At 36.9% G+C, this 16,917-nt stretch carries 18 protein-coding genes and 1 tRNA gene; 14 read left to right on the forward strand and 5 right to left on the reverse strand.

The window, feature by feature from the left end; translation table 11 throughout:
- Positions 1 to 6: 6 nt before the first annotated feature.
- The 4 genes from recO to F931_RS04755 all read left to right on the forward strand — a co-directional run bounded on the left by recO (position 7) and on the right by F931_RS04755 (position 3,063).
- A complete protein-coding gene (gene recO, locus F931_RS04740) occupies positions 7 to 720 on the forward strand; it encodes a DNA repair protein RecO (RefSeq protein ID WP_016140294.1) in 714 nt (237 codons plus the stop codon).
- Positions 721 to 733: 13 nt separating this feature from the next.
- On the forward strand, positions 734 to 1,459 hold the full coding sequence (pdxJ, locus tag F931_RS04745) for a pyridoxine 5'-phosphate synthase (RefSeq protein ID WP_016140295.1): 726 nt from the start codon (positions 734 to 736) through the stop codon (positions 1,457 to 1,459).
- Positions 1,460 to 1,465: 6 nt separating this feature from the next.
- Positions 1,466 to 2,110 carry a MiaE family protein gene (gene miaE, locus F931_RS04750; protein WP_016140296.1) on the forward strand — a complete coding sequence of 215 codons (645 nt, stop codon included), beginning with the start codon at positions 1,466 to 1,468 and terminating at the stop codon, positions 2,108 to 2,110.
- 194 nt (positions 2,111 to 2,304) lie between these two features.
- Positions 2,305 to 3,063 (forward strand): SDR family NAD(P)-dependent oxidoreductase, encoded by a 759-nt coding sequence (locus F931_RS04755; RefSeq protein WP_016140297.1) that lies wholly within the window; start codon positions 2,305 to 2,307, stop codon positions 3,061 to 3,063.
- Positions 3,064 to 3,233: 170 nt separating this feature from the next.
- Here the strand turns inward: F931_RS04755 and F931_RS04760 are convergent.
- Positions 3,234 to 3,309: transfer RNA gene (locus F931_RS04760), tRNA-Asn, on the reverse strand.
- A 46-nt stretch (positions 3,310 to 3,355) separates the two neighbouring features.
- Between F931_RS04760 and F931_RS21845 the strand changes: the two genes are divergently transcribed.
- Entirely contained in the window at positions 3,356 to 3,502 is a 147-nt protein-coding gene (locus F931_RS21845; protein WP_080649428.1) for a hypothetical protein, read from the forward strand.
- 41 nt (positions 3,503 to 3,543) lie between these two features.
- Positions 3,544 to 3,975, forward strand: coding sequence for a hypothetical protein (locus tag F931_RS04765; protein ID WP_016140298.1), 432 nt, complete (start codon positions 3,544 to 3,546; stop codon positions 3,973 to 3,975).
- 15 nt (positions 3,976 to 3,990) lie between these two features.
- Here the strand turns inward: F931_RS04765 and F931_RS04770 are convergent, their stop codons facing one another.
- Positions 3,991 to 4,428 carry a PaaI family thioesterase gene (locus F931_RS04770; protein WP_016140299.1) on the reverse strand — a complete coding sequence of 146 codons (438 nt, stop codon included), beginning with the start codon at positions 4,426 to 4,428 and terminating at the stop codon, positions 3,991 to 3,993.
- Between the two features lie 239 nt (positions 4,429 to 4,667).
- Here F931_RS04770 and F931_RS04775 point away from each other — a divergent pair, with 239 nt between their 5' ends.
- A complete protein-coding gene (locus F931_RS04775; RefSeq protein ID WP_016140300.1) occupies positions 4,668 to 5,510 on the forward strand; it encodes a DMT family transporter in 843 nt (280 codons plus the stop codon).
- Positions 5,511 to 5,559: 49 nt separating this feature from the next.
- Here F931_RS04775 and aspC read toward each other — a convergent pair whose 3' ends face one another.
- Complete coding sequence (gene aspC / locus F931_RS04780; RefSeq protein ID WP_002118408.1) at positions 5,560 to 6,795, reverse strand: pyridoxal phosphate-dependent aminotransferase; 1,236 nt, start codon at positions 6,793 to 6,795, stop codon at positions 5,560 to 5,562.
- Positions 6,796 to 7,002: 207 nt separating this feature from the next.
- On the opposite strand from aspC, the gene F931_RS04785 reads away from it, so the two are divergent.
- A complete protein-coding gene (locus F931_RS04785) occupies positions 7,003 to 7,182 on the forward strand; it encodes a hypothetical protein (protein WP_016140301.1) in 180 nt (59 codons plus the stop codon).
- A 32-nt stretch (positions 7,183 to 7,214) separates the two neighbouring features.
- On the opposite strand, the gene yedQ is transcribed toward F931_RS04785, so the two are convergent.
- A complete protein-coding gene (yedQ, locus tag F931_RS04790) occupies positions 7,215 to 8,651 on the reverse strand; it encodes a sensor domain-containing diguanylate cyclase (protein ID WP_016140302.1) in 1,437 nt (478 codons plus the stop codon).
- A 174-nt stretch (positions 8,652 to 8,825) separates the two neighbouring features.
- On the reverse strand, positions 8,826 to 9,617 hold the full coding sequence (locus F931_RS04795) for an A1S_2505 family phage non-structural protein (RefSeq protein WP_016140303.1): 792 nt from the start codon (positions 9,615 to 9,617) through the stop codon (positions 8,826 to 8,828).
- 180 nt (positions 9,618 to 9,797) lie between these two features.
- Between F931_RS04795 and uvrB the strand changes: the two genes are divergently transcribed.
- The 6 genes from uvrB to F931_RS04825 all read left to right on the forward strand — a co-directional run bounded on the left by uvrB (position 9,798) and on the right by F931_RS04825 (position 16,792).
- Positions 9,798 to 11,819, forward strand: coding sequence for an excinuclease ABC subunit UvrB (gene uvrB, locus F931_RS04800; protein ID WP_016140304.1), 2,022 nt, complete (start codon positions 9,798 to 9,800; stop codon positions 11,817 to 11,819).
- Between the two features lie 92 nt (positions 11,820 to 11,911).
- On the forward strand, positions 11,912 to 12,499 hold the full coding sequence (blc, locus tag F931_RS04805; RefSeq protein ID WP_016140305.1) for a lipocalin family protein: 588 nt from the start codon (positions 11,912 to 11,914) through the stop codon (positions 12,497 to 12,499).
- Positions 12,500 to 12,609: 110 nt separating this feature from the next.
- Entirely contained in the window at positions 12,610 to 13,557 is a 948-nt protein-coding gene (gene rarD / locus F931_RS04810) for an EamA family transporter RarD (RefSeq protein WP_080649430.1), read from the forward strand.
- A gap of 216 nt (positions 13,558 to 13,773) precedes the next feature.
- Positions 13,774 to 15,231: a glyceraldehyde-3-phosphate dehydrogenase gene (gene gap / locus F931_RS04815; RefSeq protein ID WP_016140307.1), complete on the forward strand. Its 1,458-nt coding sequence runs from the start codon at positions 13,774 to 13,776 to the stop codon at positions 15,229 to 15,231.
- A 149-nt stretch (positions 15,232 to 15,380) separates the two neighbouring features.
- Positions 15,381 to 16,106: a hypothetical protein gene (locus tag F931_RS04820; RefSeq protein ID WP_016140308.1), complete on the forward strand. Its 726-nt coding sequence runs from the start codon at positions 15,381 to 15,383 to the stop codon at positions 16,104 to 16,106.
- 11 nt (positions 16,107 to 16,117) lie between these two features.
- On the forward strand, positions 16,118 to 16,792 hold the full coding sequence (locus F931_RS04825; protein ID WP_016140309.1) for a hypothetical protein: 675 nt from the start codon (positions 16,118 to 16,120) through the stop codon (positions 16,790 to 16,792).
- Positions 16,793 to 16,917: the final 125 nt, after the last annotated feature.

Genomic DNA, 16,917 nt, shown 5'->3' on the forward strand with positions numbered 1-16,917 from the left:
CTTTTTATGATGCGCAATGAAGTCCTCCATGGATATATGATTCATCATCGTAAGTACCGTGAAAAAAGTCATATTGTGCATCTTTTTACTCAGGAATATGGGCGAGTCGATGGTATTTTAAGACAGACTCCGCCTCCTCAATATCAACCTATTCGCCTGCAAGCGACGGGTAAAAGTGAACTCAAGAATTTTACAAAGCTAGAAATATTAAATCAGCCAGTTTTCTTTTTTGGTGATGCTTTTTTTGCCGGATTCTATTTAAATGAAATTGTTCTTAGACTTTGCCCACTAGAAGAGGCAATGCCGCAAACTTTTGAGCAATATCAATTAACTCTGCTTCAATTACAGCAATTATCTTCGCACGAAAATCCTGATCTTTTTTTGAGACAGATTTTGCGTCAGTTCGAACATGTTTTACTTCCTGAGCTTGGTTACGCGATTGATTTCTCAATTGATACTCAACAACAGCCAATACAGGCTCATCAGTTTTATCAATTCCAAGTGACCGAGGGTTTTGCCCCCGTTGTTCAAGCGAGCCGTTCTTCATTGTCAGGTAAAGCAATTTTATCTATGTTGGATTATGAGCAAGGTCAGGATTTTTCTCACGAACAATTGCAATTATTAGGTAAACTATACCGCCAAATGATTACATCGCTTTTAGGTGATCGTCCCCTAAAAAGTCGACAATTATGGATTCAAAACACTCAAACTCAATCGTAATTAGGATTTATTTATGGCTGCATTGCTTGGTGTAAACATAGACCATGTTGCTACTTTGAGACAGGCGCGCGGTACTACTTACCCAGATCCTGTAGAAGCTGCTCTTATTTGTGAACAAGCTGGTGCAGAGGGTATTACTTTGCATTTACGTGAAGATCGTCGTCATATTCAAGATGATGATGTACGTCGCATGCGTCCATTATTAAAAACACGTATGAATCTAGAGTTGGCTGTTACTGATGAAATGGTCGAGTTTGCGAAAGAAATTCAACCACAGCACGTATGTTTTGTTCCTGAGAGACGTCAAGAAGTAACGACTGAAGGTGGTTTGGATGTCGTTGGTAACTTTGAAAAAGTTAAAGCGGCAACTCAAGCCTTAGCGGCTCTTGGTTGTGACGTATCGTTATTTATTGATGCTGATTTAGCTCAAATTGATGCAGCAGTTGCATGTGGTGCACCTACGATTGAGTTGCACACGGGTGCATATGCAGATGCGGAAACAGAGCAAGATCAACAAGTTGAATTGGCACGTATTATCAAAGGTGTTGAATACGCAGCTTCAAAAGGTTTAGTTGTAAATGCTGGTCATGGCCTTAACCTAAAAAATATTGCGCCAATTGCAGCTATTCCCCAAATTCATGAATTAAATATTGGGCATTCAATTATTGCTGAAAGTGTTTTTGTAGGTCTGGTTCAAGCTGTTAAAGATATGAAAACAGCGATTCAGGCAGCAGGATAATTACTTATGTCGAGTATCAATTACGATGAACTAATGCAACCTGTGGTGGCCTTTTTAGGGTGCCAAACACCAAATACATGGTTGGATGAAGCAGTCAATAATTTAGATATCTTGATGCAAGATCATGCGAATTGCGAAAAGAAAGCAGCTAGTACAGCAATGAACTTAATGTTTCGTTATAGCTTCTTTCCTGACTTACAAGTAAAACTTGCTCAACTTGTACGAGAAGAAATGCTCCACTATGAACAAGTGCTTGAGCTCATGGCTAAGCGTGGTCAAGAATGGACCGGTTTAAGTGCCGGACGCTATGCAGGCGGGTTGCGCAAAGAGATTCGTACTTATGAACCTGAAGCTTTAATTGATGTACTCGTCATTGGTGCTTTTGTTGAGGCTCGTTCATGTGAACGTTTTTATGCACTTGCTCCGCGTGTAGATGATGAGTTAGGACGTTATTATCGATACTTGCTTAAGTCAGAATCTCGTCATTTTGAAGACTATCTAGCTCTTGCGCTTGATGTGGCAACCACTGCAAAAATGAAAGATCCTAAAGAGGATATTCAGCAGCGAATTGATCATATTCGTGAGGTTGAAAAGAATCTGATTTTAACACCAGATGATACTTTCCGTTTTCATAGTGGCGTACCCGTCTAATCTTAGATGATTGAAATAAAAAAGTTTATCTCTCTAGATAAACTTTTTTATTATAACTATATAATTCTTTAAAATTAATTTTTCAAAAAAATCTTTTATTTTTTAAAGTAATAAAGAATATTATGTAAATATAAAGATAAATCTGTTCAAGATCGGTTTAGCTAAAATAGTTGATTATTTCTAAGGATATAAGAATGTTAGCATTAGTTACAGGTGCCTCAGCGGGCTTTGGTTATAGTATTTCAAAAAAACTGATTGAGTTAGGCTATAACGTTATTGGATGTGGAAGACGAGCAGAAAAGCTAGAAGAATTACAACAAGAACTCGGTGAAAAATTCTATCCCTTAGTATTTGATATGACAGATACCGCAGAAAATATAAATAAAGTATTAGTTGATTTACCAGCCGAATTTCAAATCAATCAAATTGATTTATTGGTGAATAATGCTGGATTGGCATTAGGATTGGAACCTGCAGATAAAGCAGAATTAGATGATTGGTACACGATGATTGATACCAATGTGAAGGGGTTAGTTACGATTACCCGATTAATTTTGCCAAGTATGGTAACGAAAAAATCAGGTTTGATTATTAATATGGGTTCGATTGCAGGTACATATCCATATCCTGGGGGCAATGTGTATGGAGCAACTAAAGCATTTGTGGAACAATTTAGTTTAAATCTTCGTGCAGATTTAGCTGGTATTGGGGTGCGAGTAACAAATATTGAACCAGGACTTTGCGGTGGTACAGAGTTTTCTTTAGTACGTTTTAAAGGTGATGAGGATAAAGTGAATAGCTTGTATGATAAAAAGAATCCACTCTTGCCTGAAGATATTGCAAATACGGTAGCTTGGATTGCTTCACAACCGCCACACATTAATATTAATCGTATTGAAATGATGCCGACCACTCAATCTTTTAATCCCTTAAAAGTCATTGAAATGGATTAATGACTTAAGAAGGTAAGATATTCTTTAGAGTTAGATTGGATCATTAACCCCAACAAAGGTTCTAAGAATAAAAATTAAATCCTCTATGTGTTGATAGGGGATTTTTTATAGCCATTGATAAATTTTTGGCAAAAAAAAGCCCGCTTTAATGCTGCGGGCTTTTTAGTATTTGGCTCTCCCACCTGGGCTCGAACCAGGGACCTGCGGATTAACAGTCCGTCGCTCTACCGACTGAGCTATGGGAGAATCTGCATGCGATTATAAGGAGATTTTGAGAAGGGTCAAGTGTAAATTGTCATGTTTACTTCATTTTTGTGTTGTATGCTTTTTATTTGATCAGTTGGGTGGTGAGTTAAAAAATTACTTGCGCTTTAAAAAATCAATTGCTAGATTCAAAAAAGAACAAGCGTTTGGAGAAATCCAAACAGTGTGGATTTAAACCAACTTGCCAGCACTAAAATGGCTAAATCGGAGAAAAGTATGAAAACGCTTACGATCGCTTCTATTTTTTCAAATTTTGATTTTTATCAAAGCAACTATCTTAATATTTTAAGTCAATCAGAATCTTATTACACACTTGTAGAAGATGCATGGATTAATGCTTACCCCTTCAAAAAACAAAAATTGTATTTAGGCGACTTATTGCAACTTTGGTTTAGCACTAAATGGAATGTGCATCATTCACTTAAAGTTTTAAAAAGCTCAAAACCATTAAACTCTTCTAAAGATTTATATATTTTTCAATTGGAAGGGGAATTACTGCTGGGTAAAAATAAAGTTTTAGCTTGGTCAGACGAGCATCAAGAAATTATAGAGCTTCAACTTAAAAATATTTGGGCATCCTATGTGGTTGCACAAACTTGTGAACGTCCAAATAATCAAGACTACTCAATAAAAAAGGCAGCGTTTTAAGGCTGCCTTTAATCATTATGAACGAATAATCATGCAGGTTGCAGTTGCATAGGCATATAGTTTACCGTCCTCATCAATAAGCTTGCCTTCGGAAATCCCTAAGTTTTTGCTGAGGTTGATCAGTTGTCCAATCGCAATAAGTTGCTTATTTTGAGGGATTGGGCGGCACATTTTTACATTGAGGTCGATAGTTCCATAACCTTCACCTGCTTCAAGTGCACTATGTATAGCGCAACCAGTTACCGAGTCGAGTACTGTTGCTGCAAATCCGCCGTGTACACCGCCCATTGGGTTGAGGTGATTTTGATCTGCCTGAGCATGAAATTTGGCAAAGCCTTTTGCCACTTCAGTTGGATACATTGGAATTGTTTTTCCCATACTCGGTGGCGGGAAGTGACCATCAAGCAGTGCCTGTAAAACTTCAAGTCCAGTCATGTCTTTTGGGTGTTTCATTTTTTAATTCCTTTAAATATTTAAGTTCTAAAATGGAACTTATGGTTAGCGTATTATTCGGTCCGAGTTGTGTCAATTCTCTAGTTAAAAATTGAACTCATAAGTCGAAGCTTGGGAACTTATTTATTTAGTACAAAATTTCTTTATTATAAAAATTGAATTAAATGAGTTGCATAATGAATTAGATAGATAAGAGGGTCTTCTTATACACTATAAAAAATAACAGGGGCATAAGGACAATGCTTTTTAAAATTGCACTAGCAATGATGGCTTTCGCAGCGAATTCTGTATTATGCCGTTTGGCTTTGGCAGGCCAACATATTGACCCAATGACTTTTAGCTTGATACGAGTAGGAAGTGGTGCAGTTGTTTTATTAGGACTGTTTTTATATTCAAAATCAGCTCAAGCCAAAGTTCAGTGGAACCTAAAAAATGCACTTTTTCTAGCGGTTTATATTTTGGCATTTTCGTATGCTTACCTTCAAATCGATGCAGGTATTGGTGCTTTACTATTGTTTGGGGTTGTACAGCTGACCATGGTGCTTTACGGCTATTGGCAGGGTGAACAGATTGGCATATATCGTGGTATAGGCTTATGTATTGCGTTAGCTGGAATCATTGTTTTGCTATTACCGGGTGCTCACGCGCCTGATTGGGGATATGCTCTAATTATGGCGATATCTGGTTTGGCATGGGCGGGATACAGTATTGCGGGTCGTAATATGACACAGCCTATTGGTAGTACTTTGGCAAATTTTACATTAGCTGTACCAATAGTTTTGTTGGCAAATATATTACTTGCTCAAGATCGCTACATTGACTTGCAAGGATGGATTTTAGCGGTTTTGTCGGGTGGTGTTACTTCAAGTGGGGCTTATGTCCTCTGGTATGCAATTCTGAAGCATATTGATCGGGTGACTGCCAGCACAGTACAGTTAAGTGTGCCATGTTTAGCGATTATAGGGGGGAGCCTATTCGTAAATGAGACTGTAACCGAGCGAGTGATTTTATCTAGTGTTATGGTTTTATTTGGAATTCTATTGGTTATTTATATAAAGCCTTCTAAAACTAACAAAGCATAGAATTAAAAAAGGGTTCTCTTAAGAGAACCCTTTTTATGCAAAATGCAGATTATTTCGCAGCTTTTTCAGCTTCAATTGAAGCGATAGCAGCGTCTACACCTTCAATTGAGTCTGCAGCTTTTTTGATACGTGCTAATGCATCAACAAGTACTTCGTCAGCTGTTGCATATGAAATACGCATAAAACCGCCCAAACCAAATGCATCACCAGGAACTACTGCTACGCCAGTTTCTTCAAGTAACCATTCAGAAAACTCTGTGCAAGACTTTAAACCTTTTGCACGAATAAGAGGGCGGATGTTTGCATAGGCATAGAAAGCGCCATCAGCAGGTAAGCAAGAGATCCCTTTAATGTCATTCAAGCCATTTACAACTAGGTCATGACGGCGTTTGAATGCTTCAATCATTGGCTGTAAAACGTCTTGTGGACCATTCAATGCAGCTTCAGCAGCAACTTGTGAAATAGAAGTTGGATTTGAAGTTGATTGAGATTGGATTTTTTTCATTGCCCCAATGATTTTTGCTGGACCGGCTGCATAGCCAATACGCCAGCCTGTCATTGCATATGCTTTAGACACACCATTTAAAACAATCGTGCGGTCATATAAATCTGGAGCAACAGTTGCGATGTTGTAGAACTCATCTTCCCAACGAATTGGTTCATACATATCGTCAGATGCAACAAATACTTGTGGATGACGACGTAAAACTTCAGCTAAAGCTTCTAATTCAGCTTTGCTATAAATCATACCTGTCGGGTTAGATGGGCTGTTTAATACCACTAAACGAGTGTTCGGTGTAATCGCAGCTTCTAATTGCTCAGGAGTGATTTTGAAACGTTGGTCTTCGCCACATTTCACAATGACTGGAGTACCTTCAGCAATAATAACCATATCTGGATAACTTACCCAGAAAGGTGCTGGAATGATCACTTCATCGCCTTTGTTTAATAGAGCAAGGGCCAAGTTAAAGAAGCTTTGCTTACCACCACATGAAACCAAAATCTGATTTGCTTGATAATCAAGATTATTATCACGTTTAAATTTAGCAATAATTGCTTTTTTTAACCCAGGAGTACCATCTACAGCCGTATATTTGGTGAAACCATTATTAATCGCTTCAATTGCAGCATCTTTGATATGTTGAGGGGTATCAAAATCTGGCTCGCCAGCACCTAAACCAATCACGTTCTTGCCAGCAGCTTTAAGCTCAGCAGCTTTGTTCGTTACAGCAAGTGTAGGGGACGGTTTGATAGCATTGACACGATCAGAAAGACGTACGTCCACGGCAATATTCCTCTTATGGGATTAAAAATAAAAAGCATCCTATCTTATCGCAAAAATTAAGCAATTTGCGGAAGTGATTCCTCTTAGATGTAAAAAAGTTTAGTTTGGTAATAAACTTAAGCAAGATTTATACAATTGAAGCTTTTTTGAAAAGAAATGAGAAAAATCATTTATAATAAGTCGCAATCGAAATTTCGAGAATGAAACATGACTGAGCAACAGCCAAAACAGAAAAAGGCTTTGGTGAAATTGCCATTCCCAATGCCGAATGAAAGCAATCAAGCCGAAGATGCGGTACACAACCAAGTGCGACCTAAGCCAGAGCAATACGCAGATAGAACGTGGATGCCTCCACGTGGTACGCGCCGTTCTATGGGAAAACGCTAATTTTGAAAAACAGGCAATATGCCTGTTTTTTATTATTTGAGTAAAATTTCCTGATAATAGCTTTTTTTCTTTTGGTACATGTGATGATCTGCTCGCTTTAACATGTCCTCAATTTGTTCATTTGTTTGAGTGGTGGCATGCCCAATTGCGATGCTAATAGGATGGCTTGAATAATATTGATTGTCGATATTAAAAAGTTCCTGAATGGTTTGAAGCATAATTTGAACAATCGCTTCATCAGCCCCCGGCATTAAAATCACGAACTCATCGCCACCTATTCTAGATGCCGTATATGCGGTGTTTAAAATAGCCTGACTTAAAATATTCCCCCCACGACGTAATAAGCCATCCCCAATATCATGGCCAAACTGATCATTTGTTTCTTTTAAGCCATTCATATCTAAAAAAATTGAAGAAACTGGTCGAATAATACTTCGGTTTAAACGATTAAGTTCCTCGGTAAAAAAAGCACGGTTATATAGTTTGGTAAGGACATCATGTTGTCCTAAATATTCAAGATAGTTTTCTGCTTTTTTCCGCGCAGTAATATCTGTCAGTGCAACTTGTACCAGTCCCCACGTCTCTTCATATCCCGGAAAGACGGTAAATTGCAGCAAGACATTTCTGATTTGGCCATCTAAAGCGTAGTTAATCGCTTCACGTTTATGATGAATATTCCCTTGCCACAATTCGATGAGTTGCTCTCGAAAGGTTTCAATCATTTCTTCAGCAAAAATCTTATGTGTATTTCTAAGAAGGGTAGACTTATCAGGAGCCTTAAATAAATCTATAGTGGCCTGATTAACATCTAAAATTAAAATATCTTCTATACATTGGCGGACAAATTCAGGATGAACATCTAGAAAAGTTCTAAAATCTTCAATTCCTAATAGCCTAAGTTGATCAATTCTATTTTTTATACGACTGAAATCTTCGACCCAAAGAGAAGTCGGTGAGTAGATAAACATTGATTCAGCTAAGCGACGATTTTTTTCTTCCTGACGAAGTGCATTTTGATAGGGCGTAATATCTTCAGTAGTAATTAATACACGTTCAAAATTAGATTCAAAGCCAGGTAAAATAGAACCTCTGAGCTGAACATCAATGCGTTTGCCTGATAAAGTGTAATTCACTGTAGTACTTGAAAAATGAGTTTTACCATTCCAAAGTTCTTCTAGCTCATAAATATGTGATTCAAACATTTCTTTTTTGAAAATCAAATTTAAACTGGAGCATAATTCTTCTTGTGTTTCTGCTTCAAAAAGTTCTAATGTTTTTTGATTAACGCGAATTATTTTAATTTTATGGGCACATTCAGTAATTAAATTTTGATTTTGATTTAAAAATTCATGCAGGTTTTCAATGCCTTGATTTCTCCATAAATCAAATTGTTTTTTAACTTCACTGAAATCTTCAATCCACATTGGAATTGGGCTAAGGTCAAAAATCGAAGAATCTAAAGTTTCCATATGTTTCTTTAAGTATTCAGTTTGCCTTAAAGTATAATGAGAAAAATTAATATTTGGGAGGGTAAAGAGTTTAAATCTATTAGAATAATTAAAAATAAAAAGATTAAACGTAAGTAAAAATAAAATAATGAGAAAGCAGATTTGACCTGCTTAACTCATAATTTATAAGAAAACTTAACGATTAATCGGGTGATCAATATTTTTTTCGCCACGCCATAGTTTGATAAAATCTTGTTCATCAAAATCGTAAAGTTCCATAAGTGCAACAACAGCACTGACAAAAATCATGGCGCCTTCAGAATTTCCGTGAAGATTAAAAATTTTACCATTGAGCTTACCTAAAATATCACTAAGCTCATGATCACGGCCTCGTCCATAACGATCTCGTGGATACAACTCTTCATTTAAAACAATAAGAGCAATCGCTTTTTCAGCATCAGATAAATCAGTTTTATCTAAGGCTTCTTCAAAAGATTCACTGCCATGGTTAAAGTAAAAAATAACTTCATCGTTAATGAAACTTTGTACCATCTTTTGAGTTAAAGTCGGAAATTGAGATATCGCATTATCTTCAACATAAGGTTTAAAAGATTCCGGAAAAATAACGTTGTGATAAATACCTTTAAAAAGAGGAGCAATTTCCGAAACTTTGTAACCTGCAATACCACAACCTAAAGCAGTAACAAAATATTTCATTTTAGGATGGTTTTTTGCATAAATTTTGAAGTCTTCAACATAGTGCTCAATTTGGGAAAGTGGCATTTGTTGAATGTGTTCATTTAAAGTTGGAATTGCAAAGCTCTGTCCAGCCCAGCCACGACCTACACCTTCAACTGCTCCGAAGTGCTGACTTGCCACACGTGCTGCACCGCTACCGTGTTGTCCAGCAAGATTACTTCCAAATACAAAAACTGTATCTTCAGGAAGTTCGGTTACAATACTTTCATCATGATATTGATAGGTCATGGTTATACTTTTTGTTTAATGGATAGCTTCATGTTGCAACCGATTAGGGTATTGGTCAAGTGTTAAGATGCTTAATCTTTTACATTGAATTTCCAGCCCAATTTAGACTTTAAATTAAGATAAAAATCCCCATTAAAGGGTAAGACGTTAAATTAAATTTTTTCATAAAGAGAGATAACTTTGAACGAAAATCAACCTTTTGATTTGGTCACTCATTATCAGCCAGCAGGTGATCAGCCACAGGCCATTGAAAAGCTGGTAAATGGTATCGAGCATGGTTTTCGTAATCAGTTATTACTGGGTGTAACTGGCTCGGGTAAAACCTATACCATGGCAAATGTAATCGCTCAAACACAGCGACCTACAATTGTGATGGCCCATAACAAAACATTGGCTGCCCAGCTTTATGGAGAATTTAAAGCGTTCTTTCCCAATAATGCGGTTGAGTATTTCGTAAGTTATTATGATTACTACCAACCAGAGGCTTATGTCCCATCTTCAGATACTTTTATTGAAAAAGATGCGGCCATTAATGATCACATTGACCAGATGCGACTATCGGCAACACGAGCTTTATTAGAGCGTCGTGATGCAATTATTGTGGCTTCGGTATCTGCAATTTATGGTTTGGGCGACCCAAATGCCTATATGCAAATGTTATTGCATGTGGTTGAGGGCGACCGCGTAAGTCGTGATGAAATTATTCGTCGTTTGGTTGAAATGCAATATACGCGTAATGAACTTGAGTTCTTACGTGGTACCTATCGAATTCGTGGTGAAATTATTGACATTTTCCCTGCTGAATCTGATCAACATGCGATTCGTATTGAGCTATTCGATGATGAGGTTGATTCCATTCGTTGGTTTGACCCGCTAACAGGTAAAATGGTTCGTAAAGTTCCGCGCGTGACGATTTATCCAAAAAGCCATTATGTAACACCAAAAGACCATTTAACTCGTGCCATTGATACGATTAAAGATGAGTTACAAGATCAACTTAAATTCTTCCGTGAACATGACAAATTGTTAGAAGCTCAGCGTATTGAGCAGCGCACCCGCTATGATTTGGAAATGATGCAACAGTTGGGTTATACCAACGGTATCGAAAACTATTCACGACATTTGTCTGGTCGTCCGGCTGGTGAAGCACCTCCGACTTTATTTGATTATGTACCAGAAGATGCGCTACTGATTATTGATGAGTCACACGTTACTGTTCCGCAAATTGGAGCAATGTATAAAGGCGATCGATCACGTAAAGAAAATTTAGTGAATTATGGTTTCCGTTTACCAAGTGCACTTGATAATCGACCAATGAAATTTGAAGAGTGGGAGCGCATTGTACCAACGACCATTTTTGTAAGTGCGACACCAGCTAGATATGAGCTAGAAAAGTCTGAGCAAGTGGTTGAGCAAGTGGTACGTCCAACAGGATTAATCGACCCTGAAATTGAAGTTCGTCCTGTATTAACTCAAGTTGATGATGTTCTTTCTGAGATCAATATTCGTAAGAACCTAAATGAACGTGTATTGGTGACTACTTTAACAAAACGTATGGCAGAAGATCTGACTTCTTATTTAAAAGAATATGGGGTTAAAGTCGCTTACTTACACTCAGATATTGATACGGTTGAACGTGTCAAAATTATTCATGAGTTACGTACAGGTGTGTTCGATGTATTGGTCGGTATTAACTTGCTGCGTGAAGGTCTCGACATGCCAGAAGTTTCTTTAGTTGCTATTTTAGATGCAGATAAAGAAGGCTTTTTACGTTCAGAGCGTTCACTCATTCAAACGATTGGTCGTGCTGCGCGTAACGTGAAAGGTAAAGCAATTTTATATGCTGACCGAATCACTGATTCTATGCAAAAAGCAATAGATGAGACTGAGCGTCGTAGAGCTAAACAAATCGAGTTTAACGAGTTACATGGTATTACCCCACGTAGTGCTGTTCGTCAGGTCATCAAAGAAATTGATTCAGGTGAAGTACTTTCAGATGATGAGATTGATGAGAAGGTTCTTGAACAGGCACAAGCTTTAAGTGCGGATGAAAGACATATTCTCTCAGATCCAAAATTGTTTAGTAAGCATATTACTAAACTGGAAAAAGAGATGTTAAAGGCATCGAAAGATTTACAGTTTGAACAGGCAGCGCGAATACGTGATGAAATCCTTCGGTTAAAAGCGCAAATGTTGCAATAAACGAATACATAACGCTACATAATGTGTTTAAAAAACAAGCTAGTGTAGATAATTGAGTTCTTTGTATTCACAACTAATCGTTGAGGGCAACAATGGCATTTCAAAATAATGTTCCGCAAGCCAGCTGGCGTTTGGCTAAAATTGCGTTGGGCGGTGTCGTTTTGGCTGGTTTAGCTGTTGGAACCTATGTCTATGCTCAGCCGAAACCCTTGCAAACTGTCTATAAAGTTGAACTAGACCGATATTTAGGTGTTTGGTATGAAGTCGCCCGTAAACCGGCATTTTTCCAAAAAAAATGTGCTTACAACGTGTCTGCAACTTACACCTTAAATGAAAATGGAAATATAGTTGTAGATAACCGCTGCTACGATAACAGAAAACAATTACAGCAATCTGTTGGGGAAGCCTTTGTGGTTAACCCGCCATATAACACCAAATTGAAGGTAAGTTTTTTACCTGAAGCGGTAAGATGGATTCCAGTCATCCGTGGGGATTACTGGATTTTAAAAATTGATGAAGACTATCAGACGGTTTTAGTCGGGGAACCTTCACGTAAATATCTTTGGGTTCTATCAAGAACTCCTCATCCTGAGCAAGAAGTGGTAGATGAATATCTAAATTATGCAAAAACATTAGGTTTTGATATTCGAGATATTATCCGTACAGAACATAAAGAATAATGATGTATACCTGCTTAAGAAAAAACCATGTTTTTGCATGGTTTTTTCTTTTTTATAGTGGATAAATCAAGTATTGTAGTGAGCTATTTTTACTAAAGTCTAAGAGGTTGATGATGTTTAAGGGCGTGATCTTGTCTGTCATGGCATCATTCACTTTTGGTGTACTTTATTTTTATACTCAATTATTAAGTCAGCTTGATAGCGAACAAACTTTTGGATGGCGAATTATTGCAACACTACCATTCTTAACTTTGTTTATGTGGTGGAGTGGTGATTTAGCTTATATCAAAAATATCTATCAACGTATTCTGGCTAAACCTTCTTTATTATTGCTGCTCATCACGACCTCTATTTTAACCTCAGTACAGCTTTGGCTTTTTTTATGGGGGCCAATGCATGGGCGTGGACTACAAGTATCTTTAGGATATTTCCTATTACCGCTAGTTCTGGTCTTAGCTGGAAGTGTGTTGTATGGCGAAAAAATATCAAAATTTCAATGGGTGGCGATTGTTCTCGCAGTCATTGGGGTTAGCCATGAAATATGGCGTTTAGGAAGTATTGCTTGGGAAACAGCATTGGTTGCAGTTGGTTACTCTGCCTACTTTTTATTACGCAAGAAAATTAAAACAGACAACTTAGGTGGCTTCTGGTGGGATTTGGTCATTATCATGCCTGTTGCAATTTATTTAACGCATACAGGTTTACTGCCATATAGTAAGTTTTTTGATCAGCCGACGCTGAGTTTGGTGATTATAGGACTTGGAATTTTAAGTGCTATTGGGCTAGGAAGTTATATTTTAGCAAGCCGTTTTTTACCTTTAGTCGTATTTGGTTTATTAGGATATTTAGAACCAGTATTACTTGCTTTAGCTTCTTTAGTTTTAGGGGAGAGCATTGGTCAAGAAGAATGGTTCACTTATATTCCGATTTGGTGTGCTGTATTCGTACTCGTTTTAGAAGGGGCAATTCATCTTTATCAACAACAACAAAAGGCCAAAAATTTGCAGCTCAACATCGAGAAATATCAAAAAAGATTAAAAAATGATGAGTTTGATTAGGCCGTTAGAATCTAAAAAGTAAGAAAAAGCAAAAATTTAGCTGATTTAAACAATAAGATAATAAAAAATAATTATAGGTATTTTATGAATTTATGATGAATTTTAGGAAAATCTGGTCACTAACGTCAGCTTTTGATTCATTCTTGTCAATAATTCCATTACAATTACGGGGTTTTAAAAATCACGCCTAGATATAATTAATTAGAGGACGTATCTGTGAGCAAAGACACTATCATCGCCCTGCACGCTGAACACCAAGGCCGTTGGAAAAACCGTGAAGAAATCGCGGAACGTATGATTGCATTAATCGGTCAATTATACCGTGAAAAAAATATTGTCGTATCTGTTTACGGTCGCTCTTTAATTAACCGTTCTGTTATCCAAATTTTGAAAACTCACCGCCGTACACGTGTTGTAGACGTTGAGCTTTCTGTTGTAAATACTTTCCCAATTTTAGAAGCTTTAGCAAAAGTTGAAAACATTGGTTCTGCAGAAGTTGATATTGGTAAACTTGCTGTTGAATATAAAGAAAAAGGCGGTGATATTGATGCTTTTGTTGCTCAAGCTGTTGAGTCAATTCAAGGAAGCGCAACTTCTGAACAACCTAAAGATGTAGTTCTTTACGGTTTCGGTCGTATTGGTCGTATTTTGGCTCGTTTAATCATTAGCCAATCAGGTTTAGGTCGTGGTTTAAGCCTTAAAGCAATTGTTGTACGTAAGTCTTCTGACGGTGACTTGGCAAAACGTGCTTCTTTACTTCGTCGTGACTCTATTCACGGTACTTTCGCTGGTACAATTTCTGTTGATGAAGAAAACGAAGCAATCATTGCTAACGGTAACTTCATTAAAGTGATTTATGCATCTAGCCCAAGCGAAGTTGACTATACTGAATACGGTATTGAAAACGCACTTTTAATCGACAATACTGGTAAATGGCGTGATGCTGAAGGTCTAAGCCAACACTTGAAATGCCCAGGCGTTGCACGTGTTGTATTGACTGCACCAAGTAAAGGCGAAATGAAAAACGTTGTATTTGGCGTAAACAACTCAGATATCTTAGATGAAGATAAAATCATCTCTGCTGCAAGCTGTACAACCAATGCAATTACTCCAATTCTTAAAGTGTTGGATGACAAATATAAAGTTCTTAACGGTCATGTTGAAACTGTTCACTCATTTACAAATGACCAGAACTTAATCGATAACTACCATAAAGCAGATCGTCGTGGCCGTGCTGCTACTTTGAACATGGTAATTACAGAAACTGGTGCTGCTAAAGCAGTTGCTAAAGCATTACCTGCATTGAAAGGTAAGTTAACTGGTAACTCTGTACGTGTTCCTACACCAAACGTATCTCTTGCAATCTTGAACTTAACACTTGATAAAGAAGTTGATCGTGAAGAAGTGAACGAATACATTCGTCAAATCTCGATTAACTCTAGCCTTCAAGGTCAAATTGGTTATACCAACTCGACTGAAGTTGTATCGAGTGACTTTATCGGTTCTCGTACAGCAGGTGTATACGATGCTCAAGCAACGATTACTTCTGGTAACCGTTTAACTGCGTATGTTTGGTACGATAATGAAGTTGGTTATAGCTGTCAGGTATTACGTATTGCAGAACAAATGTGCGGCGTAAGCTACAAAAAAATTCCAGCAGAATTGAATGCTTAAGATCATTTAACGATCTATAAAAGTTCTTCACAAAAAGACCCAGTTTAGACTGGGTTTTTTTACAACCGTACAAAATATATGCTGACTAATCTTTATAAATAAATGAGAATACAAATTAAGGAAAAAAAGAAAATAGTAAGGGATAGGAATTGTCGCAGTTTAAACGTTTATTGGTCGTTTTTATATTCATCATTATTGCCAATTTATGTGGTGTTCTGATTGCAATATGGGTATTTAAGCATTTTAATATTTATATTCCATTGAAAAATCAAGCTGTTGCTATTGATTTACAAGAGCCTCTACAAGTTAAAGTTAAAGTACAAGATGCTTTAAATGTGGATGTAAAAGGTCGGGTAAATGCCAGTATTCCAATTGATGAGCAACTGAATATTCCATTAACACAAACATTAACTCCACGTGTTTATTTCGATAATATGGTGCCGATTAGCACCACTATTCCTGTCAAAGAAACATTAAAAGTTGAGCAAAATTTACCAATCGATACCAAGGTTCAGGTGAGAGTTTTGGGACGTGATATTACGTTACCATTAAAAGGCACAATTCCATTAAAACTTGATGTGCCAATTGATATTAAGGTTCCGCTTGAGCAAAAGGTTCATTTAAAATTTGATGCCCCAGTACGCACGGTATTAAAAGAAAATCTACATATTCCTTTAAAAGCGAGATTAGATACGAATATCCCAATTGAAGGTAATTTAAACGTACCTGTCAAAACAGCATTAAATGCTTCGGTTGATGTAAAAAATACTTTACCTGTTAAGATTGCAAATGGTGAGTTAAAAATTCCTCTGTCCACTATGCGATTAAATCGAGTAATAGGTTCAGAAACATCACAGAAAACAGCTGATCAATAGGGTGGATGCCAATGTTTCGTTCACTCAAGAGTATGGTAATCAGTTTCTTTTTAATGATGATTCTTGCGGCTATTATGTTTTGGGTGTATCTCAACATTCAGGCAAATTTAGTCGTTTCAGCTCATAATGCCGATATTAGTTTACCTGATTCTCTAGAAACAAAAATCCAAGTTGGCAATACTTTGCAAGTCCAGTCTATTGGTAAACTTGATACAACATTAGATATAGACCGCCAATTAACTTTACCTTTAAAAGGCAAATATTTAGCAGATTTAAATTTTGCTGTAGAAACACCAATTACGGTAAGTGTGGACTATTCAACAACTCTAAAAATTGATCAGGTTATGCCTTTGGAAACCACTACGGATTTGGTCTATCAAAGTAAATTTTTACCAAAATTTCCACTTAAATTAGATATTCCTATTAAGTTGGATGTACCTTTTAATTTAAAACGTAGTTATACCGTTCCCGTTAAAATTGTTTTTGATGGTCCTGTTTATTTTGAATTCGATGAGCCTGTAAATTTATCGGTGAAACATCAGTTTAAACCGAGCTTAAACGTGAATGACCCTATGGAAATGGGTAATGTCTCGTCATTTAATGCCATCATGTATAATTCTGTGCCAAAAACAAAAGCAAATCTTGATATGCAAATGACCTTACCTCTGCGTAATGTGCATCCTTGATAATTAAATAAATTGACTAAATTTTATTTTTTATGAAGATCCTATTTGCAAATCTAAAAGTATCTACTGGATTAAAGATAAAACAGCTCGTTATAAATGGAATAGTTCCATTTTCTATTCGAGAA

This window comes from Acinetobacter pittii ANC 4050, assembly GCF_000399685.1.
GTDB classification, from domain to species: domain Bacteria; phylum Pseudomonadota; class Gammaproteobacteria; order Pseudomonadales; family Moraxellaceae; genus Acinetobacter; species Acinetobacter pittii_E.